Source organism: Ochrobactrum sp. 19YEA23, from assembly GCF_029909865.1.
Lineage (GTDB): Bacteria > Pseudomonadota > Alphaproteobacteria > Rhizobiales > Rhizobiaceae > Brucella > Brucella gambitense.
This window is the reverse complement of sequence record NZ_JASAMQ010000003.1, coordinates 25951-49746: the sequence shown is the minus strand read 5'-3', so window position 1 is coordinate 49746 and position 23796 is coordinate 25951. Positions and strand designations below refer to the sequence as shown.

The window sequence follows — 23796 nt, the reverse complement described above, 5'->3', positions numbered from 1 at the left end:
GTTCCGTCGAACGGAAAACTGGACCGGATAATAAGAAAAAAGCGGCCTTTCGGCCGCTTTTGACTAGAATTTCGCACCGACCCGCAGTGCAATTGCATGGTCTCTCGCACCGGAACCGCCGAAGCCGGTTCGATATTCGATGCCGGTTACGCAGGCATTATCGAAGCTGAAATCGAGCGACAGGCCCACATTGCCGCTGTCGGTGCTCTCGCCTTCAACATCGAGCGCATAGGGAAGCCCGCCAAGCGCGCTGTAACCCATTGCGGCCCGGCTCGACCCCTGAAAATCATGCGCATATTCCGCCCGGACACCCGGTGTCAAACGCCCCCAAGTGTAGTCGATGGAGTAATTTGCGCGCAAACCAACCACACCCGTGACGGTGTCCACTGTCTGATCACTATAGGTCAGCCGGTAGATGCTATCGCCGCCTTCAGAATAGCCATCAAGCCAGGAGCGCGACATTTCCATCCGGCCATAGGGCGAAACCAGCCATGCTTCTTGACGAAACTCGTATGCAGCCGTGACGGACCCGAACAGTTGATGGCCATCACGTTTGCCATCCGTCAAACTACCGTCAGCCGTTATGAAGCGCGTTGAGTCAAAATCCAGAATGCTGCCGCCGACAAGCGCGTCGATAAAGAAATTGTCGATCGGCTTGAAGCTACCAAAGACAGCGGCGCTATATGCATTGGCGCGGCTTTCCGTGCCGTTGTCGCCAATATCTGTACGATCCCGCCCGTATCCGACACCGAAGCCCGCCACGAAGCGTTCTGAGAACCGGTAGTCGATGCCGCCGCTCACGCCGACAAGCATATAGTCCAGATCGAGCTTACCGCTATCGCGCTGGCCGAAATTGACAAAGCCGCTACTCCACAAGGCGACCGGTCCAAGATCAGGCTCAAAGCTCTGCTGGGGCTGTTCCGGCTCTTTCAGGCCAATCGCCTTACCCGGAAAAGCATCACGCTTTTCGGAGGCATAACCCAGAGGCGAAATCCCTCCCGACGATGCAGAAGAAGACGGATTGGCCGGGTCTTCCGGTTGCTGTGTGGATGATGAACCACCAAGCCGCACGCCGAGGCTGGACCGTCGCCTGTCGCCTTCATCATGCAATTGTTCAAGTCGGTTTTGAAAATTCCGTGTTTGAACCTGCGCAAAGCGTCGTGCGGCACTTGTCTGCGCATTCAACAAGCCGATCACTTCCGGATCGAGCGACGGGTCCGGGAAAACCATGGCCGCACGGCTAACGACAACCGTATAGCTGCGATTGGCCCCACTTGGCGCAGTCACAACAATCGAAATCGTGTTAGAACCAACGGCCAGTCCCACGGGTGCACTGGAACTTCCCGACGCAACACCGTTACCAGCAACACTGACCCGCGCTAAGGGTTCTGAAACCGTTGGCGCGAAGGAAATGCTTTCGACCGTGTTTTCAACGTTGAGAGAATAGCTGAGTGTCTCTTTGTCAAATGCCGGGTCCAGCGATCCCACACTGGGAACAAGGCTTGCAAGCGTTGCATCCGCTGATGCAGCCTTCGTAACGTTTATCGTATAGCTGCGTGTCGTTCCATTCGGTGCTGTCACGACAACCGTGAGGGTCGTGGTGCCGGCACCTAGTTGGAGCGCATTGCTAGAACTACCAGATGATACGGTTGCTCCATTGACCGTAATGGTAGCCGCCGCGTCTGCCGATGTGGGTGCCAGTTGGAGTGATGACGTATTTGTGGGGACCGTCAACGAATACATGGCCGTGCTCGGCGAAAATGCAGGTTCCAGTGTTCCGACGCTCGGAGCCAGCCCCACAAGACCGGCATTGCCCGACTGCGCGCGGATGACATTGACAGTGTAGGTTTTCTTGGTGATGCCGTCCAGCGCGGTTATTGTGGTGGTAACCGTATTGCTTCCTACCGCCAGATTGATTGGAGGGGTAGCCGTTCCATTGGGTATTGTTGCCCCGTTGATGACAATCGCACCCCTCGTATCCGAAAGCGTTGGCGTAAAAGCAATTGTCTCGACGTCGTTTGCTACATTCAGCGTATAAGAGGTCGTGCCGGGTGAGAAAGCTGGCGTTAGAGTACCTGCGCGGGAAACAAGGCTCGTCAAGTTCGCATCAGATGACTGCAGTATAGGTACAGTCATTGTGTTGGAAGGAGTGTTTGGATTTCCGTACTTACTTTCGACAGCTCCCGAGGGCAACTGCACGCCCAGCGAACCGTTGCCGGTTACACTGACGTCAAACGTATAAACCAGATTACTGCTTGTTTGGACCTCACTGGGGGTTACACCAACATTACCGGTGGTTGTGAAGGCAAAATCAGTTGCGGCCAATCCCCACACCGTCTCGGAAAATGTCACAACGAAGTGTTGAACGGCATCGGAAGGTAGCGACGAGGTCGTGATTACTGCTGTAGGGCTCGACGTATTCACAAGCACGCCGACCGTAGACCCGACAGCGTTGAGCGATGGCATGGCCGATAGACTGGTGTTGCTGAGGATCGTCCCGCCGTTCATTGCGATCGATGAACCAAGTGTAATTCCGTCCATATCCATATCACCGGACTGAACTGAATAGGTGAAACTAAGGACCCTTGTGCCACTGCCACTTGCATATTCGGCGGATCGACTAGTCGAACCAATAGTAAGTGATAAAGACGGTCGCCCCGTAACATAAACATTTTGATCAAATGCTACAGAGAAAATCAGTGTAGATCTTTCTCCATAATAGCCACTTGCAGGAACACTCACGGCAGTTACCTGCGGAGACACATCAGATATTGTGAAATAAGCAGTACCTTGTGAAGATCCTCCGGTCGTTCCGCCGGTTTCTTCCACCAGGTATTTGAATGAATCACCGCCCGTGTATTCGGCATTAGGCCTATATGTAAAACTTCCATCGGCATTAAGCACAACAGTTCCATGCACAGGAGCAGTAACGAGGCTGAACGTAAGCACGCCTCCGCTTCCCGTGGCTGTCAGCGTGCCCGTCACTGCTGTATTTTTCGGACCACCGAAAGAGTTCGAGGAGATAATCGGGGCAGAATGCGCCGATATCGAACAGATCATTATTGCGTAAAGCCCCAGCAATGCCGTGCAAAAATAGCGCCATCCCGACGCGCCAAGCGCCCCCGCCAGTGTCCCCGACCGCACGATATCCCCCTTGCCCCGAAATTCTTATTTTCTTTGTCACTAAAATGTATTTGCGACAAGAGGACATTGAGTAGACATACAGAAACATTTACCAAAATACGGCACATGTCGTATTTTACATTGTCTTCAGAAAACAACTTTCAACACTGCATGGAAACCCGAGTATTACTGCACGCATGAGTGGAAAAAACCGCGAGCGCGTCCTGTCAGAAACCCTGATCAATCGATCATTATTTTTGACATGACATTGCCTCGCGGCGGGAGTAACAGCTCGTTGAATAATAACGGGTTTGGCGGGTCATTATGGCAACGGGCATGCAGGAAACAAAGCCGCTGGTCGGAATTGCGCTGGCATCGGCTGGCTATGCCTGTTTTGCTTTGCAGGATGCATTGGTGAAGTGGCTTGTCGCCAGTTATGCCGTGCCGCAAATCCTGTTCATGCGCAGTCTGGTCATCGTGGTGATTACCGGCGTTCTGGTGCGCCATTATCGTCACCCGTCGATCATGCACAGCCCCTATCGCGGAACGCTTGTTTTGCGCGCCGGGCTGATGCTGCTTGCATGGCTGCTGTTCTATAATGCAGCCAAGTTTCTCGGCCTTGCCGAGCTGACTACACTTTATTTCTCTGCTCCCATCATGGTCATGTTCCTGTCCATTCTCGTCTTGAAGGAACGGATTGGAACCGGTCGCTGGATCGCCTGTTTCGGCGGCTTCGTCGGCGTTCTCATTGCGGCCAATCCGGGCCACTCGCCAAACCTGATACCCGCCATCATGTGCGTCGTGGCTGGCTTTTGCTGGGCGTGGAGCACAATCCTGATCCGGCTTGTCAGCCGCAGTGAAACAACGCTGACCCAGATGTTCGCCACGAGCCTGATTTTCGGCATCGCCTGCGCGGTTTCCTTTCCATGGATCTGGCAATGGCCCGACGCCATGGGATGGGCGCTCATGTTCGGCCTTGGACTGATCGCCACGCTCGGCCAATATCTTCTTTATGAAGGGTTTCGCCACGCACCCGCATCCGCACTTGCGCCTGTGGAGTATACCGGCCTCATCTGGGCCTTTGTCTATGGCTATGCGATCTGGGCGGAGGTCCCGGCCTCAAACGTGTTCGTCGGCGCCTTGCTGATCGTCGCCTCCAGCTTTGTGCTTGTCGGATGGGAACGCTACGAAATCACCGTGAAGCGCAGGCGCGCGGTCTGACGCGTTCGGGACCAAACGGTCCCACACCTAACTGCCGAGAACATAGAGCCAGAAGGACATGGTGACTGCTGAAAGCAGTGTGCCAATGAGGATGGCGTTGGCCGCCACACCGGAGGCGCGGTTGTAATAGGTCGCGAATATATAGACATTCACCCCGGCGGGCATGGCAGCAAGCAGCACGCCATAGCGCGCAGTTTCCACCGGCACTTTCAGCACCCAGACCATGAGGATATAGGCCAGCGCCGGATGCACCATCAGCTTGATGATCGATGCAATGAGGGCCTGTTTCCAGTTTTCCGACAGTTTGAATTGGGTGAGCGCACCACCGATGCCGAACAGCGAAACCGGTACAACCGACTGCGCCATCATCGAGAAAAACGCATCCGCAGGCTCTATCAGCTGGAGGCCCAGGCTCGAGCCAATAATGCCCGTGGCAATACCCCATATGAGCGGGTTGGAGCCAATACGTCGCAGAGCAACAATGATCGTCTTGCTCAAAACCTCACCGTCGCGGCGCACGAGCTCCATCGTCATCATGCCGACAGTCAGCAGGATGGCCCCATGCAGACCGATGATCGACAAGGTGACCGGCAGCGCCTGATCGCCATAGGCGCGCGTCATGATCGGCAAGCCGATCAGCACGGTATTGGTGAATGTGCCGGTGAAGCCAACGGACACGCTTTCGCCCGGACGGTTCGCATAGACTTTGCGGGCAATCGTAATGCCCAGCACAAAACAGATGATCGCCGCCACGTAAAACGGCCCGATGATCTTGAGATCGAAGGCGGAACGAAAGTCGCTCGTCGTAATCGAGTAAAAAAGCAAACAGGGCGTTGCAAAATTATTCACGAAGGAGATGAGACTGCCAACACCAGCAGCCGGGAATAAACCCACCTTCACCGCAAGAAAACCAAATGCCATGAGCGCGAATATCGGCGTAATAACGTATATGATATCGATCATTTCAAGATTTCATGGCCATTCTATTGCGTATTTCTTTTATCTTTACCAAATAATATTATTTTCTCAATAAAAGAATATGAATATTCCTCTCGAAAAATTTAAAGATTCAGAAAAGAAATGCCACGCAACTTTCTCCCAACTTTGGCCTTGTCTTGCAGATCAACGGCAGCTGCCGCCATCATCAATATTTAACTATATGCGACGCTTTGCACATTTGACCGATAACCGCCCCATCCTGTCAACATAATATAAAGGCTTCCTGATACTAATATCGCCTCAAGCAGGGGTTGTAGACCTTCAAGAGCTGACATAAGCAAATGGTGCGCCGGATGAAGACGCTTCCGTCGATCCGTGCACCAAACGCGGGGAAATGAATCATGAATGAATCCATTCGGGAACTTCTGACCAAAGTTGGCGGCTTGCCCATAGCCGTAACCGACATCGCTGACGATGCAGATCTTTATACGGCTGGCCTGTCATCCTTCGCGTCGGTGCAGTTGATGCTTGGCCTCGAAGACAAGTTCGACATCGAATTTCCGGACCAGTTTCTCAATCGCAAGTCCTTTGCGAGCATCAGCGCGATTGAACAGACGATCACAAGCATCCTCAAGGATAATGAGGCCGTGTAATGAATGCAGGCGGGGGGAATAGCCTTTCCGAGCGTGCAGGTCGCGTAGCAGCCATCGCCGGAAAATTTGCCGATAGCGTCGACAAGGAAGGACGCTTTCCGCAGGAAGCCATCGATGCGATGAAGACCGAGCGCCTTCTCGGTATTCAGGTGTCGCGCGATCTGGGCGGCGAAAGTGCGGAGATCGACCAGATTGCAGAACTGTGCTGCATTCTGGGACAATCCTGTGCTGCAAGCGCGATGATCTTCGCCATGCACCACATCAAGCTGTCCAGCCTGGTGGAGCATGGGCAATCGGTCGAATGGCATCGCAATTTCATGCGCGACGTCGCGGACGAGCAGTTGCTGCTCGCCTCGGCGACGACGGAAGGCGGCATTGGCGGCGATTTGCGCAACTCCATCTGCGCGATCGAAATTGACGGCGACACCTGCCGTCTGGAAAAGAACGCCACCGTTATTTCCTATGGCGTCTATGCTGATGCCATCCTGATCACGTCGCGTTCACACAAGGATGCGGCCTCGTCCGATCAGGTCATGACCGTTTTCCGGAAAGACCAGTACACGCTGGAAAAGACCAATGAATGGGACACGCTCGGCATGCGTGGCACCTGTTCGGAAGGCTTTGTGTTCCGGGGTGAAGCGGACAAGGTGCAGATCCTGCCGCATCCGTTTGCCGAGATCGCCGCGCAGTCCATGCTGGCGCAGTCCCATACATTGTGGAGTTCGCTCTGGTATGGCATCGCCGTCGATGCCGTGAACCGCGCGCAGGCTTTCGTGCGCGCCGCAGCACGCCGCAATCCGGGCGCACCGCAGCCGGGCCCTTTGCGCGTTGCCGAAGCCTCCAACATGCTGCAAATGCTGAAATCGGAAATCGTCGCCTGCCTCAAGACCTATAAGGATGCGAAGCACGACGCGGACAAGCTTGCTTCCATGGGCTTTGCCATTGCGATGAACAATCTGAAAGTGGCAGCCTCGCAGACCATCTTGCAGGTGATCAACCACGCCATGCTGGTGTGCGGCATCATGGGCTACAAGAACGGCACGCCCTACAGCCTTGGCCGTCATTTGCGCGATGCGCATTCGGCCCAGCTCATGATTTCCAACGAGCGCATCCTCGGCAACACCGCCACCATGCTGCTCATTCACAAACAGAACACCAGCCTCTTGGGATAACGCCATGGACGCGCAACGATCTTTTCTCAACCGGCTTTTCGATGCCGGACTGCTGATTGAAACCGGCGTGGACGGCCTTTACGGACGCTCCGGCCAGTTTGAAGATGTCATCGTCGCCTTCGAGCGCCTTGTTGACCGCACCGGCGGCGCTGATGGCGCGGAAGCGATCCGCTTCCCGCCCGGCCTCAATCGCGCTTACTTTGAAAAAAGCGGCTATATGAAGAGCTTCCCGCAGCTGGCTGGCACGGTGCACAGCTTTTGCGGTTGCGAACTGGACCATGTCAACCTCATCAAATGCATGGATGCTGGCGAAGACTGGACGCTGGAGCAGAAGGCGACAGACATCGTCCTGACGCCCGCTGCCTGCTATCCGCTCTATCCAACGATTGCCAAACGCGGTCCGCTACCGCAGGGCGGTGGCCTCTATGACCTGCAATCCTATTGCTTCCGTCATGAACCTTCGGTGGACCCTGCCCGTCAGCAGCTGTTCCGCATGCGCGAATATGTGCGCATGGGCACGGAAGCCGATGTGATGGAATTCCGCCAGCTGTGGATCGAGCGCGGCACGGACATGATGGAGAAGGTCGGCCTGCCGGTTGAAATCGACGTGGCGAACGATCCCTTCTTCGGACGCGCGGGCCGTATGCTGGTCAACAACCAGCGCGACCAGAACCTGAAATTCGAACTACTGATCCCGATCACCAGCGTCGAAAAGCCGACCGCCTGCATGAGCTTCAACTATCATCAGGACCAGTTCGGTGTGAAATGGGGCTTGTCGCAGCATGACGGCGAAGTTGCGCACACGGCTTGCGTCGGCTTCGGACTGGAACGCATCGCGCTGGCGCTGTTCCATCATCATGGCCTCGACGTCAAAGCCTGGCCGGAGAGCGTACGCAACGAATTGTGGGGTTGAAGCATAATCCGACCGGAGTGAAACGAGGATCGATCAAGGTTATGCAGGCAGTCTATCCGCATATCTCGCCCGAAGGCTACGCGCCGCATGCGCTACATGCACAGACACGCATTTGGCCTGAAACCAATTGCTATGTCGATCTCTGGATCGAGGTGCTGGCATCGCTTCGGGTCGCCCCCGAAGCCATGCTGGGCTTTACGCTGACGCAGGATTTCGAAGGCGACCAGTTCACCTTCTTCAAGGTACCGCTGGAAGACCTCGAAGCGCTCTATGGCGTGCGGGCGACGGAACTTGCGATTTTCGACAATGTGGAAGGCCATATCGCGGAACAGATCTCGCGCGGGCGGCTGTGCATGGTGGAGATGGACAGCTATTTCATGCCTGACACGCATGGCGTGAGCTATCGCACCGAGCATGGCAAAACCACCATCGCGATCAACCGCATGGATGTGGAGAACCGCTCGCTCGATTATTTCCATAATGGCGGTTTTTATCATCTGGAGGGCGAGGATTTCGACGGCGTTTTCCAACGTCATCTGACGGAAGCAGACTTGCCCTTCCTGCCCTATACGGAATTTGCCAAATTCCCGAAGGATGCGCCCAGTGAAGCGCATCAGCGGCGCGTAGCGGAAATTCTGTTGCCGCGCCACTTTGCGCGCAGACCCAAGGACAATCCGATCCGCGCTTTCGCAACTGTTTTTCCGGCACAGGTGGAAGCCATTGCGGAGCGTCCCTTCGGCTTCTTCCACAAATATGCGTTCAACACGCTGCGCCAGCTTGGCGCGAATTTCGAACTGGCCGCAAGCCATCTGCAATGGCTAGGCGAAGGCAAGCGGTTTACCTCGGCTGCCGCCGACGCAATCCAGATTGCCGAAACCGCTAAGGCCGTGCAGTTCCAGCTTGCCCGCGCAGTGATGCGCAAGAAGTTCGATACGCTGGCAAGCGCATTGGTGCCTGCCGCCGATGCGTGGGATCGCATGACAGGAGCGCTTGAAACAGAACTTGGTCGCGATGCTGCCTGAACAAACTGCCACAAGCCGCCCGCTCACTGAGGGCTGGCGGCTTTTCCTGACAGCAGCCAACGCCGCCGCAACGCCGGGCGATGTCTTGCGCGATGGGGCATATCTCGATGCGCCGGTTCCGGGCACAGTGGCGGAAGCGCTTGAAAAAGCAGGCCATTTCAGCCGCACTGCTCCGACGCCGCTGAACAATCAGGATGCGTGGTATTTTCTCGACCTCTCCGAGCCGCCCGGTGAGGCAATGCTGCATTTTGCGGGTCTTGCCACGATTTGCGAAGTCTATCTGAACGGTGCTTTGGTTCACAAGAGCGACAGCATGTTCCTCGCCCACGACTTGCCGGTCACGCTGACGGGCGCGGATGAGCTGGCGCTCTGCTTCCGTGCTCTCGGTCCCCGGCTGGAGCAAAAGGGCCCGCGTGCACGTTGGCGCACGCAATTGATGAACACGCAGGGCTTGCGCCTGATCCGCACGACAGCGCTTGGTCATATGCCGGGCTGGTGCCCGGAAGTTCATGCCGTGGGGCCCTGGCGTCCGGTGACGATCAGCCGAGCCGACGCAGAAACTGTTACCGAAATTGCTATCCAATCCACGCTTCATGAAAATGGCGACGGAGAACTTGCTGTCAGTTTTACCTACGCGGGCAAGGCTGAAAATCTGACCCTGCATTGCGCGGGATCGAAGATCACCTGTAACCGACAAACGGATGGTCGCTGGCAGGCGAACCTGACCATTCCCGCTGTCGAAGCGTGGTGGCCGCACACTCATGGCGCGCCGACGCTCCATGATGTGGAACTGTCCATCGACGCCAAAAAGCAGCCGCTCGGGCGCACCGGCTTTCGCCGCATCAGCGTGGATCGCGGATCGGACGGAAAATCCTTTGCGCTGGTTATCAACGGCGAGAAAGTCTTTTGTCGCGGCGCGGTCTGGAGTTCTGCCGACATTGTCCGACTGCCGGGCGCACGCAACGACTATCAACCCTGGCTGCAACTCGCGCAGGATGCGGGCATGAACATGCTGCGCATCAGCGGCATCACCGCTTATGAAACGCCTGACTTTTATGCCCTTTGTGACGAACTCGGCATCATGGTCTGGCAGGACTTCATGTTCGCCAATTTCGATTACCCGGTGAAAGACGAGGGCTTCGTCGCCAAGGTACGGGATGAAGCACGACAGCTTCTTTGCGCCATTCGCCATGCGCCGTCACTGACAGTATTGTGCGGCGGAAGCGAAATTTACCAGCAGGGCGCCATGATGGGCCTGCCCGAAACGATCTGGAAAGGCGCGCTGACCGAAGAAATTCTGCCTGCCATCGTGCGCGAATTCTGCCCAGACATTCCTTATGTGCCGAATTCGCCCTGCGATGGGGCACTGCCCTTCATCAGCAATGAAGGCGTCAGCCATTATTATGGCGTGAGCGCCTATTGCAGGCCACTGGACGACGCGCGCCGCGCCGAAGTGCGCTTTGCGACCGAAAGTCTGGCCTTCTCCAATGTTCCCGAAGCACGCACGCTCAAGGCGCATCTCGACGTGCCTGCGGTCCATGATCCGCGCTGGAAAGCGCGTGTTCCGCGCGATCGCGGCGTCTCGTGGGATTTCGAAGACGTGCGCGATGCCTATCTGGAAATGCTCTATGGCTACGATCCCGCTCGCTTGCGGCGGGAGGATATGGAGCAATATCTCCATCTTTCCCGCGCCGTCACGGCGGAAGTGATGGAGGCGACCTTCGCCGAATGGAGGCGTCCGACAAGCACCTGCTTCGGCGCTCTGGTCTGGACGTTTCAGGATGTGTTGCCGGGTGCGGGCTGGGGCGTGGTCGATGCGACCTTGGAACCCAAGGCCTCATGGCATGGGTTAAAACGCGCGTTTCGTCCGGTGCAAGTTGCCTTGACCGACGAAGGCGTCAACGGGCTTGCCATTCATGTTCTGAACGAACAACCCCATACCGACGATCTGACACTGGAACTCGCCTGCCTGCGCGCCGGTGCGCAAGCCGTCGTGAGCGGTCGCCGCAATCTTTCGCTCTCGGCACGCTCGGGCGTCACAATACCGGCGACCGAATTGTTTGGAGCATTTTTCGACACGACTTATGCCTATCGCTTCGGCCCTCCGGCCCATGACGTGACGGTTGCCCGGTTGAAACGTGGCGAAGCCACAATCGCGGAAGCTTTTCATTTTCCGCAGGGGCGCAGCAAAGCTTTCCACGATGCCGCAATTGACTGCAGTGTCGTGGAAGAAAGCAGCAACTGGTTTCTCGATCTCAGCACATCCGTGCTGGCGCAATCGGTCAGCATCGACGCGGAAGGCTGGAGAGCCGCAGAAAACTGGTTCCACCTCGCCCCCGGCGAGACGAAACGTGTAGCACTTCTTCCCCGCCATGATGGCGAAGGCAAACCGTCCGGCGAAATTCGCTTTGCCGGATCGTCGCGAACCGTCTGGTTCTAACGAGTTTTCAGCGCCAGCGCGCGGACAGCATCAATATAGACCGTGCGCGCATGTTCCGGCGTCAGATTGTGATCGGCGTCCGGAATGACCGCGACACTCACATTGTCGAAGCCCTGCACCCTGTCGCCCGCCTGATCGAAATAATAATTGAAATGCTCGCGACCAGTGTCTTTTTCGGCATAGACCAGCGTCAGCGGCACCTGCCGCAACTTCAATTCATCAAAAGCGGAATAGATCGCCCGGCCTTCAACCGTGCGGCTGCGCAAGAGCTTGCGCGCCAGTCCGCGCAAGCGGCCACTGACACCCCGCACGAGGTTGCGCAGGATGGCGCGAATATCGAGTTCTCCGCGAAACAGGCGTTTGAACGTATCGAGACGCATGGCGCGGCTGCCATAATCTTCCAGCGTTCGGTTGCCCTCCCGCACGACATCGTCAACCGAAAGCTCCGGCGCCCAATAGAATGTCACCGGATTGACCAGCACCGCACCCGATACCCGCTCATCCAGCACCGCACAGTGCAGCCCAAGAAACGCGCCGCTGCAACGCCCGGCCAATACCGGACGCCCAAGTCCAATCCCGTCCAGATAATCGAGCGTATCGGCCACATCGGCCTCCGGCGCATGGGTATAGAGCACCTGTTCCGGCATGCCCGGATTGGGCGGGCTGTCGCCAGCATTGGCAATGTCGAAGCGAAGCGACGGCACGCCGTCTCGCGCAAGCTTGCGCGCCATGTCGACTGTGGTTCGCCCCCATCCGACGCGCCGATCATAAGAGGAAGACAGGAACAGGACCGTCTGTCCCTTTCTTTCACCTGAGGGTTCGCAGAGCACACCCGACAAACGGCTATGTGAACCGAATGCGACCGGCGTTTCGACGAAGCCGTCGCCCGCGATCTGCCCGCCGAGACCAGTTTCATCGGCACTGTTCCGGGCGGGTCCGGAACCGGCAAGCGCCACCGCCCAATCGACCAGCCGATCCGCAACATTCAACGGCAATCGTGAAATGACCGGGTTGGAAATCAGCTTGTCGTAATCGGTGAAAGCTTCCACCGTAACATCCGTACCCAGCTTTTCGAGATGTGCCGCCAGTTCCGCGTCATTGGGACGGTCGACCCTTGCGAGCAGAAGGCACTTGTCCGCAGGCTTTTCAGGCAGCGACAGAAGATTGATCTGCTTCACTTCAGTTGCGATTTCCGGCGTCATCGTCAGGGACGCGATGGACACCGCCCCTTTGATCCGCTGCGCATCGGGAAGGCCCAGATCGGCATCGACCATGCTCGACCACACGGCCAGTTCGCGGGTGTAAAACCGACCGGAAATCACCGGAGACAGCAACGCAAGTGCGTCCAGACCTTCAATACGCGGCCCGGCTTCGGCGGCGACTGCCGCTCCAAGACTCTGCCCGATGATCACCACGCGGCTTGCGCCTGACAAAAGCCGCGCCTTGTCTGCCGCTTCGATCAGCGTCTTGCGCCAGAGTTCCAGACCGGAAGAAAAGTCAATGTCATCGCGCGCGTCGCCGGTGCCCGGCCAGTCAAAGCGAAGCGACGCAATCCCATGGCTCGACAGCCTGTCCGCAATGATGCGGAAGAATTTCCGCGTAGTGCAAAGCTCTTCCAGCCCCCAGGGGCTTGCAAAGACGACAACTGTATCGAGGCATGTACCGACAGCGCGCTGAAACAGCCCCAGAGTGTCCGAAAAGACAATTGGACTGGCCGCCGCCATGCCGTTCAATGGCTTGGAAGAAAATATGCTTTCCGCGCCGTCGCCCATGCCCGATATCCCCAATTATATAAACAATATCTGCAATAACGGAAATTAAGCACAGAACCAAGAGGGCAACTTGGATACCAACCAGAGATACTACCTAAAGATGCAATTCATATGCATATTTTATGGAATATTTTGAACTTATAAATGTATGAGCAACGTCGTTTCCCCTTTGAAAACGCCGCAATAGCGGGCGTTTTTTATAACAAGCTTGTGAAAAATGCATTTTCATCGTTTTATGGATATTCGCGTTAACCGCTAATCAGTAATTGCTATGCAACCAAAGAGGCCGTCGATTTAGAGCAGGCTTTCTAGAGGCTAAGATGTGTTGCTTGATAAAAATGCGCAGTCTGGCGCTGATACGATCTGAGGGCTTTGGTCGCTCGATCTCCATCCAGTCTCTGCATTTGTAATGACCACCTAAACAGCCAAGTCTATCTGTCGCGTCGAACTGACCGTCATTTAGACCAAGCCAATCGCTTGGGCAGTCCAGTGCCCTGACCTCGTCATTTAGACTACCGGGGCCAATCCATCCCATGATGACCGTTCTCAATTGCATCACCACACAACATGAAGTGTGGTTGACAACGTTAGCAGCTCTGATCTGCCTCGTCGGTTCAGCGATCACGCTCAATCTCGTCCGCAAAGCAGCGAAGTGCCAGGGCGCGGTTCGCTATGGCTGGCATTTTCTGGTGGCTATCGCATCGGGCTCGACCGTCTGGTGCACGCATTTCGTCGCCATGCTTGCCTATGAACCGAGCGCGCCCGTCGTGTTGTTGCCAGACCTGACCATCCTGTCGCTGGTGATTGCCGTTGTGGGCACCGGGATCGGCTTCGTCGTCATGACCGGCGGCTTTCCGCGCTTTGCCCCCATCATCGGCGGCGCCATGGTCGGTGCTTCGATTGCGGCCATGCACTATATCGGCATGCTGGCATATCGCGTCGACGGGCTGATCGAATGGAACATGGATTATTTCTATGCGTCCATCGCGCTTGCGGTGCTGTTCGGCTCCCTGTCCGGTCAGGTTTTGCTGCGCCTGCGCTATCCAACCTCGTACCGTCTGGCGGTTCTGACGTTCACAACAGCCATCGTCAGCCTGCATTTTACCGGCATGACCGCCCTCACCGTCACGCCGATGAACTATCTGCAAGACGCCGCACTGGCCGACAAGTTTGCGCTCGCCGTTTCGGTTGGCGGCGTCGGCCTGCTCGTGCTTGGCACAGCACTTGCGAGCTACCTCATTGACAGCCACGTCCAGTCATCGAACTTGCGGCAGCTGCAGCATATTGCGCGCCATGACTCGCTGACCGGATTGCCCAACCGTACCCAGTTTGTCGAGCGTCTGAACCGCGAAAAGATCAATGCCGATAATGGCCACTATCGTATTGCGCTGATCGGTATCGATCTGGATCGCTTCAAGGAGGTCAACGACCTCTATGGCCACGCCGCCGGTGACAGGTTGCTCTGCGAAATTTCTGCCCGCATGACCGAGCATCTGGAAAGCGGTGAACTGATAGGCCGCTTCGGCGGCGATGAATTCGCGGCGCTCAAGACGTTTGAGGACGAAGACGATCTGCGCAGCTTCGTCTCTCGCCTCAATATCGCGCTGTGCGATCTGGTGGATCTCGACAATGCTGTCGTGCGTCCCGGCGCGAGCCTCGGCATTGCGATTTATCCGACCGATGCCGACGACGTGGAGAAGCTTCTGTCCAATGCGGATATGGCCATGTATCGCGCCAAGCAGAGCATTGAAGACAAGATCTGTTACTATGAAAGCAGCATGGATGAAGCGGCACGCAAGCGCGCCGCGCTGGCCCGTGATATCTGGACAGCGATCGACGAAAACCAGTTCTTCCTGAATTTTCAGGTCCAGCGCAGCATGAAGGATGGCGGCGTATCGGGATATGAAGTTCTGCTGCGCTGGCGTCATCCCGTGCAGGGTCTGGTTCCGCCAACCGTGTTCATTCCGATAGCCGAGGAATCCGGCGTCATCACACAGCTTGGCGAGTGGGTATTGCGTGCAGCCTGCCGCGAAGCGGCTAGCTGGCCCGTTGCCCGCAGGATCGCTGTCAATATCTCGCCGCTACAGCTCAGCCATACCGGCCTCGTAGAAACGGTTCAGGACATTCTGACCGAGACCGGGCTGCCGCCACGGCTTCTGGAGCTGGAAGTGACCGAAAGCGCGATCATTCGCGATCAAGCCCGCGCCCTGCACATCTTGCGTGAAATCAAGGCGCTTGGGGTCAGCATTGCGATTGACGATTTCGGCACCGGCTATTCGTCGCTGGCGACGCTGCGCTCCTTCCCCTTCGACAAGATCAAGCTCGACCGCAGCTTCGTCACCGATCTGGCGCAGAATGTGCAGTCGAAAGCCTTCGTGCGCGCCATTCTGGCGCTTGGCCAGAGCCTTGACATTCCGGTGCTGGCCGAAGGTGTCGAAACGCAGATCCAGATGGATATTCTGCAGGAAGAAGGCTGCAATCAGGTGCAGGGCTTCCTGCTCGGTTATCCCGCACCCGCAATTCAGCTCGGCCTCAACAAAGAGGCTGAGGCCCAGGCAGCCTGACGCCGTTACAAAGCAAACCGCAGGACTAAAGCCTGCGGTTTCATTCGCTCGGTTCGCAAGCTGTGCGGCGCTATTACAGCAGCTTGCGAATCTGCCTATAATCGCCACATGCCCATTCGACACTTAAGCGAAACCATCATCAATCAGATCGCGGCAGGCGAGGTCATCGAACGGCCCGCCAGCGTGATCAAGGAACTTGTCGAGAACGCCATCGACGCTGGCGCGACCCGCATCGAGGTTGTGACCGGCGGCGGCGGCAAGACGCTGCTGCGCGTCACCGACAACGGCTCCGGCATTCCCGCCAACGAGCTGCCGCTTGCGGTTTCGCGCCATTGCACATCCAAACTTTCCGACGACGTGCACGATATTCGCGCGCTGGGCTTTCGCGGCGAAGCCCTGCCCTCCATCGGTTCAGTCGCGAAGCTGACGCTGAAATCGCGTCCGCAGGATGCGGATGCTGGTTTCGAAGTTTCCGTTTCAGGCGGCCATCTGGAAGGCCCGCGCCCTGCCGCACTCAATCGCGGCACGATAGCCGAAGTGCGCGACCTGTTTTATGCGACGCCCGCCCGCCTCAAATTCATGAAGACCGACCGCGCCGAAGCTTCCGCCATCACAGATGTGCTGAAGCGCATCGCCATCGCCTTCCCGCATGTGCGCTTTTCGCTGTCAGGCACCGACCGCTCGCCTTTGGAAATGCCTGCGACCGGCACGGGCGCCGATGCAACGCTGGAACGCATCGGGCAGGTTCTGGGTCAGGATTTCGGCGAAAACGCACTGGCCATTAATGCCGAGCGCGATGATGTGCGGCTTGCAGGATTTGTTGGCATACCGTCCCACAATCGCGGCAATGCGCAGCACCAGTTCGCTTATGTGAATGGTCGACCGGTGCGCGACAAGCAGATTTTTGGCGCGCTGCGCGGGGCCTATGCCGATGTCATTGCCCGTGACCGCCATCCGGTCGCCGTGCTGTTTCTGACGCTCGATCCGGCACTGGTCGATGTGAATGTGCACCCGGCCAAGGCCGATGTCCGCTTCCGCGATCCCGGTCTGGTGCGCGGCCTTATCGTCGGTGCGATCAAGCAGGCTCTCGCCCAATCCGGCATCCGCCCGGCAACCAGCGGTGCGGAAGCCATGTTGCAGGCCTTTCGCGCTGAAGGGTTTCAGCCGCAGTCCTCATCAAGCGCGCGCGCCGCATCCAGCAGCTATGCCTCCACGAGCTGGCGGACTGACCGCCCAACGCCTCGAAGCGAATGGTCGCCGCAGACTGCACATCCAGCGCATAGACCGCTTGATTTCGGCAGCGCATCCGGTTTCCATGAAAGCGAGCAGACGAAAATCGACGTCGTGAATATTCCCACAGCCGATGCGCGCGCAACGATGAGCGAAGCCCCGGCCGAGTTGCAGCAAAAGCCGCTGGGTGCTGCCCGTGCACAAATTCATGCCAATTATATTGTCTCACAAACAGAAGACAGTCTCGTGATCGTGGACCAGCACGCGGCCCATGAACGGCTCGTCTATGAAGCACTCAAAAACGCGCTGCATTCCCGCCCGATACCGGGACAGATGCTGCTGATCCCCGAAGTGGTCGATCTGCCCGAAGAAGACGCCGAGCGGCTGGCAAGCCATGCCGAAACGCTGGCCCGGTTCGGGCTGGGCGTCGAGCAGTTCGGACCGGGCGCGATCGCCGTGCGCGAGACGCCAGCCATGCTGGGCGAGATGAATGTGCAACAACTGATCCGCGATCTGGCCGACGAGATTGCCGAGCATGAAACCTCCGACGGGTTGAAAGCCATGCTCAACCATGTCGCAGCCACCATGGCCTGCCACGGGTCAGTGCGTTCCGGACGCCGTCTCAAGCCGGAAGAAATGAACGCATTGCTGCGCGAAATGGAGGCAACGCCCGGTTCCGGCACCTGCAATCACGGACGCCCGACCTATATCGAGCTGAAGCTGAGCGATATTGAACGGCTTTTCGGCAGACGTTGACAGGATTTGGTATAAGCACCTTCAGCACCGCTGGACGCCAAGGTTCGCACTTGCTAGAGTTCAGTGCAAAGGTTTTACACATATGAACAGATTTGAATCGCCCCGCTCATCCTCCGAAGCTGTCCTGCGTTATCTCGACGGCGACTATGAAATCGTCAAGCACGGTTCCTATGTGCTCTGTGCCGTTACCGGCGCGCAAATTCCGCTGGACGAGCTGAAATACTGGAGCGTTGCGCGGCAGGAAGCCTATGCAACCGGCCACATTTCCTTCGAGCGCGAGCTTGAGTTCAACCCGGAAATGCGCAGCCGCAAGAAGGCCTAGTTCGCTTATAACGACCGGCTTTTAAAGCGCTCGATCACCGTATCGAGGATATGATTGAGCGCATCCGTGCGCTCAAATTTCAGATCGATATCAAGAACCGCCAGTTTCGACAGAAATTCCGCCGGTACACCGACCATGGTCGCCAGACGCACATGGTCCTTCGCCGTGGTGATCAGGCTCAGGCCGTTGCGGCGGGCCGTATCGATCAGATCGCGAATTTCGTCTGGCTCGAAGCTGTGATGATCAGGGAACGAGCGCGTTTCGACAATCGTGCCGCCCGCCTGCGCAAGACTGGCATAGAACTTGTCCGGATTGCCGATACCGGCAAAGGCCAGCCATCGCTGCCCCGCCACCGTTGCCGTCGAGGATGGAATGAGCTTTGCCTCATAGATCGGTCGTCCCGCTCGGGCCGCCTGACGGATCACGAAATCCGCCGCATCGCCCTTGCCGATCCGCAGCAGCGCATCGGTCTTGCGCATCTGGTCGGTCAGCGGCGCACGCAAAGGACCTGCCGGGATAACGCGGCCATTGCCAATCCCGCGCCCTGCATCCACCACCAGCAGCGCAAAATCGGCATGAAGCCGCGCGCTCTGGAACCCGTCATCCATGATGATGAAATCGCAGCCGAGCGATTGCAGATGCTGCGCGGCCCTCACGCGGTCAGGAGAAAGTGCGACCGGTGCATGGCGCGCAAGCAGCAGCGGTTCGTCACCGACATAGCGGGCGCTGTCATGCCCCGGGTCCACCACATGCAGGCCCTGATAGCTGCCGCCATAGCCACGCGAGACGATGCCCGGTTTCAACCCACGCGCCTTTGCGCCTTTGGCAAAGGCAATCGCTGTCGGGGTCTTGCCTGCCCCACCGACCGTGAAATTACCAATGCAGAGAACGGGCAGAGCAATCCTTGGCGGTTCAGACCGGATCAGGCGTCGCCCCGCGATTGCGCCGTAAATCCACGCGGCAGGAGCAAGTGATCTTGCGCGCCAATCGGGCTTTTCCCACCAGAAAGGCGGCGCTTCGCTCGCCATGTCAGATGCCGCCTTGGATGTAGGCAACCTCATTGCGATTGCCGGGGAACTGCGCCTGCAACACAAGCGGCTGGATGAACGGTTCCAGCGCGACAAGCGTGCGGTCAAGCGCACCGCGCATATCCTTGACTGTGCTGACGCCCGCATTGATCATGCCGCGCAGATGCTGCGGATTGTTGAACAGGAAATTGATCGCCCCGGCGAGCATGTTCCGGTCCTTCACGATGCGCGCGCCGCCATTCTTGATCAGGCGCTGGAAGGACTCGCGGAAATTCTGCACATTCTTGCCGGTCAGTACGGCTGTACCCATCATGGCCGGTTCCAGCGGATTGTGTCCGCCTTCCTTGGTCAGCGAATTGCCGATGAAAGCAATCTCGGTCAGCTGGAGATAAAGCCCCATTTCGCCAATCGTATCGCCCAGCAGAATATCGGTATCCGCTTCAACGGCCAAGCCGCTGCTGCGTTTGGTGACTTTCAAACCCTTTTCCGCCAGCATCGCCTCGATTGCAGGCGTGCGATCCGGATGACGCGGCACGATGATTGTCACGAGATGCGGATAACGCACTTTCAGCATCTGGTGCACTTCGGCAGCGATTGCCTCTTCGCCGTCATGGGTAGAGATCGCCGCCCAGCTGCGCCGTCCGGCAATCTGCCGCTGCAATGTGGACAAGGCCTGCGGATCGGCAGGTGGAGGCGTAGTGTCGACTTTCAGATTGCCCGATACACTGACCGGACGCGCGCCCAGCGCTCGGAAACGGTCACCGTCGAGTTCCGACTGGGCCACGACATGGGCAAAATTTTCGAACAAAGCTTCAGCCAGCTGAGGCCGCTTCTGCCATCTGGCGAAAGACCGATCCGACATGCGGCCATTGACCAGCACCTGCGGAATATGACGACCGCCGAGCGACAGCACCGTTGCGGGCCAGATTTCGGATTCGCAGCCAATCGCGAGGTCCGGCTTCCAGTGATTGAGGAAATTATTGACCGCCGGTTGCAGATCGAGCGGCGCATATTGATGGATGACCTTGGAGCCCAGCTGATCGGCCACAAGCTTTGCGGACGTCACTGTGCCCGTCGTCATCACGATATGAATGCCGGTTGCGGCAATGCTTTCGATCAGCGGCGTAATGGCAACGCTTTCGCCGACGCTGGCGGCATGGGCCCAGATGACCGGCCCCTGCGGGCGGGCAACGGCTGACTTGCCATAACGCTCACCACGACGCTGCCGCTCTTCCTTGCCGCGCGATGCGCGATAGGCAATGTAAGGCCCCATGAAGGGATAGGCGGCAGAGCCGAACATGCGATAGGCTGACAATAGATTGCGCGCCCAGCGTTCGCTCATTTCGCTTTCTCCAATGCCGCATAGGCGCGCTCCGTGGCATCGTTCAGCAGGCGCGTCAGTTCCATGCGTTTTTCTTCCAGTTGCGTTTCATCGGCGTCGGCATCCACCCAGACATTGTCGGCGCGCACAACAACGGACCGTCCAAAAGGCAGCGGAATCGTCGTCTTGTCCCACGACTTCTCCAAAACATGATTTCTTGAGAAGGCATAAGCAACCGGAATGATCGGTCGCCCGGACAATTTCGCCAACAAAATGATCCCCTCGCCCGCCTCGCGCGGCGTGCCATGGGGAATGTCGGCGATGATCGATGCCGACTGTCCTTTTTTCAGCGCGTTCTTCAAAGTGAGGAGCGCACGCGCACCACCCTTTTCCGGCTTCGCGCGCGAGCTGCGTCCACCGGAACCGCGAACCGTCATCAGCCCCAGCTTTTCCGCCACGCGGGCATTCAGCTCCGCATCGGCGCTGCGCGAGAACATGGCGACGAGTTCGATCCCCTTGGGGCAGATAAACGGCCCCATGAGATGCTGGCCGTGCCAGAAGGTCACAATGAAAGGATCGTCCTTGCCGACCAGCGCCTGCGGGTCGGCCGATCCTTTCAGACGTGTATTGGTATAATAGACGAACTTGAAATAGCTCGTGATAAGCCAGACCAATATCGATTTGAAGACAGCCGACTGCGTCAGCGGCCCGCGCACACGCTTCCAAAGACGCTTTGCAAAGCCGTCTTTTTTCTTGCGCCTGACGGGTTCTACCGCTGACTGGACCGGACGCTCTTCGCCTTCGGTTGTATGTTGGTCTGAACCGGGCAAACCGCTCAGTCCGCCTGCAGCGTCACACCTTCGGGATCGAGCAACCGATGCAGGTGCACGATGAAATAACGCATATGAGCGTTGTCGACAGTCTGCTGGGCCTTGGCCTTCCAGGCGGTCTTTGCGGATTCATAGTTGGGATAGATGCCGACGATATCGAGGTTTTCGAGATCGCGGAACTGAACGGTTCCGAGCTTCGACAGCTCGCCGCCGAAAACCAGATGAAGAAGCTGCTTTTTGTCGCCTTCGACACTCATGACAATAATCCCTGAACAATTTTGGTTCGCGGCATGATTAACCCAACGGTCACTCCGCGACAACACTCAACATTTCATGCAGCAAATTCCCGCTGGCCGCGACAAGAGCCCCATGGCTCCGCGTCGGACCGCCATAAATGAGCGGAAGAGCATCGTTTGTCAGAATTGCCCCGCCCGACTCACTCAAGATGAGATCGGCTGCAGCCAGATCCCAATCATGCGAATTTGGCCGAATGAAGGTACCTGCGATGTCCCCGCGCGCGACCATCGCAATACGATAGGCAAGCGATGGCACATAGGCGTGCAGCTTGACCCTGTCGCGCCATTTTTCCGGCAGCGCGGCGGTCATGTTGCGCGCCGAAGCGATGGTGACCTTCTCGCCTTCCGGCGGCAGTTTGACGTAGATCGGCGAATCGTTTTGCACCGCGCCAAGTCCGTGCCCGGCCTCGATCAGCTCCTTGCGCACCGGGCATTCCAGAACCCCGGCAATCGGCCTGCCATCCTCGACAATCGCGATGCTCACGCACCACTGGTCCTGACCGGCAATATAAGCGCGGGTGCCGTCGATGGGATCGACGACGAAAGCCCGCCGCCGCTTTGCCTTGGCGCGCTCATCGACGGTTTCCTCAGAAATCCAGCCATAATCAGGCCGCGCCGTCAGAAGCACGTCTTTCAGATAGCGATCAACCGCAAGGTCGGCCTCGCTGACCGGCGAATGACCATCCTTCAACCAGACTTCAGGCGAGCGCCCGAAATAACGCATGGCAATGCGCCCGGCTTCGCGGGCTGCATCGCGCAACAGCGCCAGTTCGTTCCGCGTTGCGCTGTGTTTGTCAGTTTCCGGCAAGTGTCATGCCTTCGATTACGAGGGTCGGCGCGGTCATCCCGAAATTGCGGTCGATATCCGATGCCGGTGTCAGATTGAGGAACATGTCCTTCAGGTTCGACGCGATGGTGACTTCACTGACCGGATAGGCAAGTTCGCCATTTTCGATCCAGAAGCCGGAAGCACCGCGGCTATATTGCCCGGTGATCATATCGACGCCCTGACCGAAAACTTCCGTCACATAGAAACCCGTACCGACAGCGCGGATGAGATCTTCCGGCGACTGCGTGCCCGGCTCAATGGCAAAATTGGTCGAGGCAGGCGAAACACCGGAACCGGAACGTACGCCGCGTCCGTTGCCCGTCAGGCTCAGTTCACGCGCGCTGGAGCCGGACAACAGCCAATGGTTCAACACACCGTCTTCAACCATGGTCAGCGGCTGACCCTCAATGCCTTCGCCGTCGAAAGGACGGGACGACGATCCGCGCATGCGCAGCGGGTTATCCGTTACGGTGATGCCCTGCTTCAATATCTGCTTGCCCAGACTGTCGCGCAGAAAGCTCGTCTTGCGCGCGACCGATGCACCATTGATGGCGCTGGCCAGATGCCCGGCGATGCCGCGTGCGAGGCGCGGATCAAAGACCACTGTGACCGGGCCGGTCTTTGCCTGCCGTGCGCCGAGCCTGCGCACAGCGCGCTCCCCGGCGCGACGGCCGATAGCGTCCGGCGTATCGAGATCGCCAAAATGCAGCCGCGAGCTGAAATCATAGTCGCGCTCCATCTTGGTGCCTTCGCCCGCAATGGCCGAAACCGACCGTCCGAAACGGGTGGCGGCATAATGACCGGCAAAGCCGGTGGAAGTGACAAGCACCAGTCCGCCGAGGCTGCGCGATGCGCCCGCGCCGCCGGAATTCGTCACGCCCTTGACCTCGCGCGCAGCGGCTTCTGCCGCCAGTGCATCCTGTGTCAGACGTTCGGTATCGATTTCAGTCGTGTCGTAAAGATCAAGATCGCGTGGCGACTTCACCAACAGGGCCGAATCGGCAAGCTGCTCATAGGGATCTTCCGGTGCAACGCGCGCCATGGCGACGGCGCGCTCCGCCAGACGGTCGGGATCGGCGCCTGCATTGGCGGAAACACTAGCGATCCGCCGTCCGACAAAAACGCGCAGCGCAAAATCGTCGCTCTCCGACGATTCGGTTCCCTCAACCTTGCCAAGTCTCACCGAGACGCTGACGGAGCGGGCACGCATCACGACAGCGTCAGCATGATCGGCACCCGCACGTTCGACAGCTTTCACCAACTGGGCCGCACGCTCGACCAGCTTTTCCGCCGAATTATCTGAAATCATTGCACAATCCCGCTTTGGCAAGCTCGCCTCCGCCTGACCGGACATTGCAATGTGCA

18 protein-coding genes and 1 pseudogene are annotated in these 23796 nt (G+C 57.8%); 9 read left to right on the top strand and 10 right to left on the bottom strand.

All coding sequences use genetic code 11. The annotated features are described in order from the left end of the window. Window positions 1-63: 63 nt before the first annotated feature. Together QBD01_RS09270 and QBD01_RS25440 are read right to left on the bottom strand one after the other, a co-directional pair. Window positions 64-2541: a cadherin-like beta sandwich domain-containing protein gene (locus tag QBD01_RS09270; RefSeq protein ID WP_280992543.1), complete on the bottom strand. Its 2478-nt coding sequence runs from the start codon at window positions 2539-2541 to the stop codon at window positions 64-66. Window positions 2542-2784: 243 nt separating this feature from the next. Then, window positions 2785-3060, bottom strand: a pseudogene (locus tag QBD01_RS25440) (Ig-like domain-containing protein); the annotation flags it as partial. A 387-nt stretch (window positions 3061-3447) separates the two neighbouring features. On the opposite strand from QBD01_RS25440, the gene QBD01_RS09265 reads away from it, so the two are divergent. Then, window positions 3448-4344 carry a DMT family transporter gene (locus QBD01_RS09265; RefSeq protein WP_392391355.1) on the top strand — a complete coding sequence of 299 codons (897 nt, stop codon included), beginning with the start codon at window positions 3448-3450 and terminating at the stop codon, window positions 4342-4344. A gap of 27 nt (window positions 4345-4371) precedes the next feature. Here the strand turns inward: QBD01_RS09265 and QBD01_RS09260 are convergent, their stop codons facing one another. After that, window positions 4372-5307, bottom strand: a complete 936-nt coding sequence (locus QBD01_RS09260; protein ID WP_280992541.1) for an AEC family transporter — start codon at window positions 5305-5307, stop codon at window positions 4372-4374. Between the two features lie 377 nt (window positions 5308-5684). On the opposite strand from QBD01_RS09260, the gene QBD01_RS09255 reads away from it, so the two are divergent. Genes QBD01_RS09255 through QBD01_RS09235 form a run of 5 tightly spaced genes read left to right on the top strand, consistent with a single transcriptional unit; the run spans window position 5685 to window position 11483 of the window. Continuing rightward, a complete protein-coding gene (locus tag QBD01_RS09255) occupies window positions 5685-5936 on the top strand; it encodes an acyl carrier protein (protein WP_182519568.1) in 252 nt (83 codons plus the stop codon). Next, the gene (locus QBD01_RS09250) at window positions 5936-7108 is read left to right on the top strand and encodes an acyl-CoA dehydrogenase family protein (protein ID WP_280992540.1); all 1173 of its coding nucleotides are present in this window, start codon (window positions 5936-5938) and stop codon (window positions 7106-7108) included. The genes QBD01_RS09255 and QBD01_RS09250 overlap by 1 nt, the downstream gene beginning before the upstream one ends. A gap of 4 nt (window positions 7109-7112) precedes the next feature. Continuing rightward, window positions 7113-8021: an amino acid--[acyl-carrier-protein] ligase gene (locus tag QBD01_RS09245; protein WP_280992539.1), complete on the top strand. Its 909-nt coding sequence runs from the start codon at window positions 7113-7115 to the stop codon at window positions 8019-8021. Between the two features lie 41 nt (window positions 8022-8062). After that, window positions 8063-9043: a DUF1839 family protein gene (locus tag QBD01_RS09240; RefSeq protein ID WP_280992538.1), complete on the top strand. Its 981-nt coding sequence runs from the start codon at window positions 8063-8065 to the stop codon at window positions 9041-9043. Next, window positions 9033-11483, top strand: a complete 2451-nt coding sequence (locus QBD01_RS09235) for a glycoside hydrolase family 2 protein (protein ID WP_280992857.1) — start codon at window positions 9033-9035, stop codon at window positions 11481-11483. The genes QBD01_RS09240 and QBD01_RS09235 overlap by 11 nt, the downstream gene beginning before the upstream one ends. Here QBD01_RS09235 and QBD01_RS09230 read toward each other — a convergent pair. Continuing rightward, a complete protein-coding gene (locus tag QBD01_RS09230) occupies window positions 11480-13255 on the bottom strand; it encodes an alpha/beta fold hydrolase (protein WP_280992537.1) in 1776 nt (591 codons plus the stop codon). The two genes, QBD01_RS09235 and QBD01_RS09230, sit on opposite strands and share 4 nt — an antisense overlap. A 572-nt stretch (window positions 13256-13827) precedes the next feature. Here QBD01_RS09230 and QBD01_RS09225 point away from each other — a divergent pair. From QBD01_RS09225 to QBD01_RS09215, 3 genes are all read left to right on the top strand, one after another. Beyond that, entirely contained in the window at window positions 13828-15819 is a 1992-nt protein-coding gene (locus QBD01_RS09225) for a putative bifunctional diguanylate cyclase/phosphodiesterase (RefSeq protein ID WP_392391377.1), read from the top strand. Window positions 15820-15927: 108 nt separating this feature from the next. After that, on the top strand, window positions 15928-17805 hold the full coding sequence (gene mutL / locus QBD01_RS09220; RefSeq protein ID WP_280992535.1) for a DNA mismatch repair endonuclease MutL: 1878 nt from the start codon (window positions 15928-15930) through the stop codon (window positions 17803-17805). A gap of 82 nt (window positions 17806-17887) precedes the next feature. Further along, window positions 17888-18127 (top strand): DUF2093 domain-containing protein, encoded by a 240-nt coding sequence (locus QBD01_RS09215; RefSeq protein WP_078338939.1) that lies wholly within the window; start codon window positions 17888-17890, stop codon window positions 18125-18127. Between the two features lie 5 nt (window positions 18128-18132). Here QBD01_RS09215 and lpxK read toward each other — a convergent pair whose 3' ends face one another. From lpxK to QBD01_RS09185, 6 genes are all read right to left on the bottom strand, one after another. Further along, the gene (lpxK, locus tag QBD01_RS09210; protein WP_280992534.1) at window positions 18133-19155 is read right to left on the bottom strand and encodes a tetraacyldisaccharide 4'-kinase; all 1023 of its coding nucleotides are present in this window, start codon (window positions 19153-19155) and stop codon (window positions 18133-18135) included. A 1-nt stretch (window position 19156) separates the two neighbouring features. Beyond that, on the bottom strand, window positions 19157-20497 hold the full coding sequence (gene waaA, locus QBD01_RS09205; protein WP_280992533.1) for a lipid IV(A) 3-deoxy-D-manno-octulosonic acid transferase: 1341 nt from the start codon (window positions 20495-20497) through the stop codon (window positions 19157-19159). Then, the gene (locus tag QBD01_RS09200) at window positions 20494-21192 is read right to left on the bottom strand and encodes a lysophospholipid acyltransferase family protein (protein WP_280992856.1); all 699 of its coding nucleotides are present in this window, start codon (window positions 21190-21192) and stop codon (window positions 20494-20496) included. The genes waaA and QBD01_RS09200 overlap by 4 nt, the downstream gene beginning before the upstream one ends. A 119-nt stretch (window positions 21193-21311) precedes the next feature. Further along, window positions 21312-21563, bottom strand: coding sequence for a DUF4170 domain-containing protein (locus QBD01_RS09195; protein WP_078338942.1), 252 nt, complete (start codon window positions 21561-21563; stop codon window positions 21312-21314). A gap of 49 nt (window positions 21564-21612) precedes the next feature. After that, window positions 21613-22410 (bottom strand): 3'(2'),5'-bisphosphate nucleotidase CysQ, encoded by a 798-nt coding sequence (locus tag QBD01_RS09190; RefSeq protein ID WP_280992532.1) that lies wholly within the window; start codon window positions 22408-22410, stop codon window positions 21613-21615. Next, window positions 22397-23740, bottom strand: a complete 1344-nt coding sequence (locus QBD01_RS09185; RefSeq protein ID WP_280992531.1) for a TldD/PmbA family protein — start codon at window positions 23738-23740, stop codon at window positions 22397-22399. Before QBD01_RS09185 ends, QBD01_RS09190 begins: the two co-directional genes overlap by 14 nt. Between the last annotated feature and the right edge of the window lie 56 nt (window positions 23741-23796).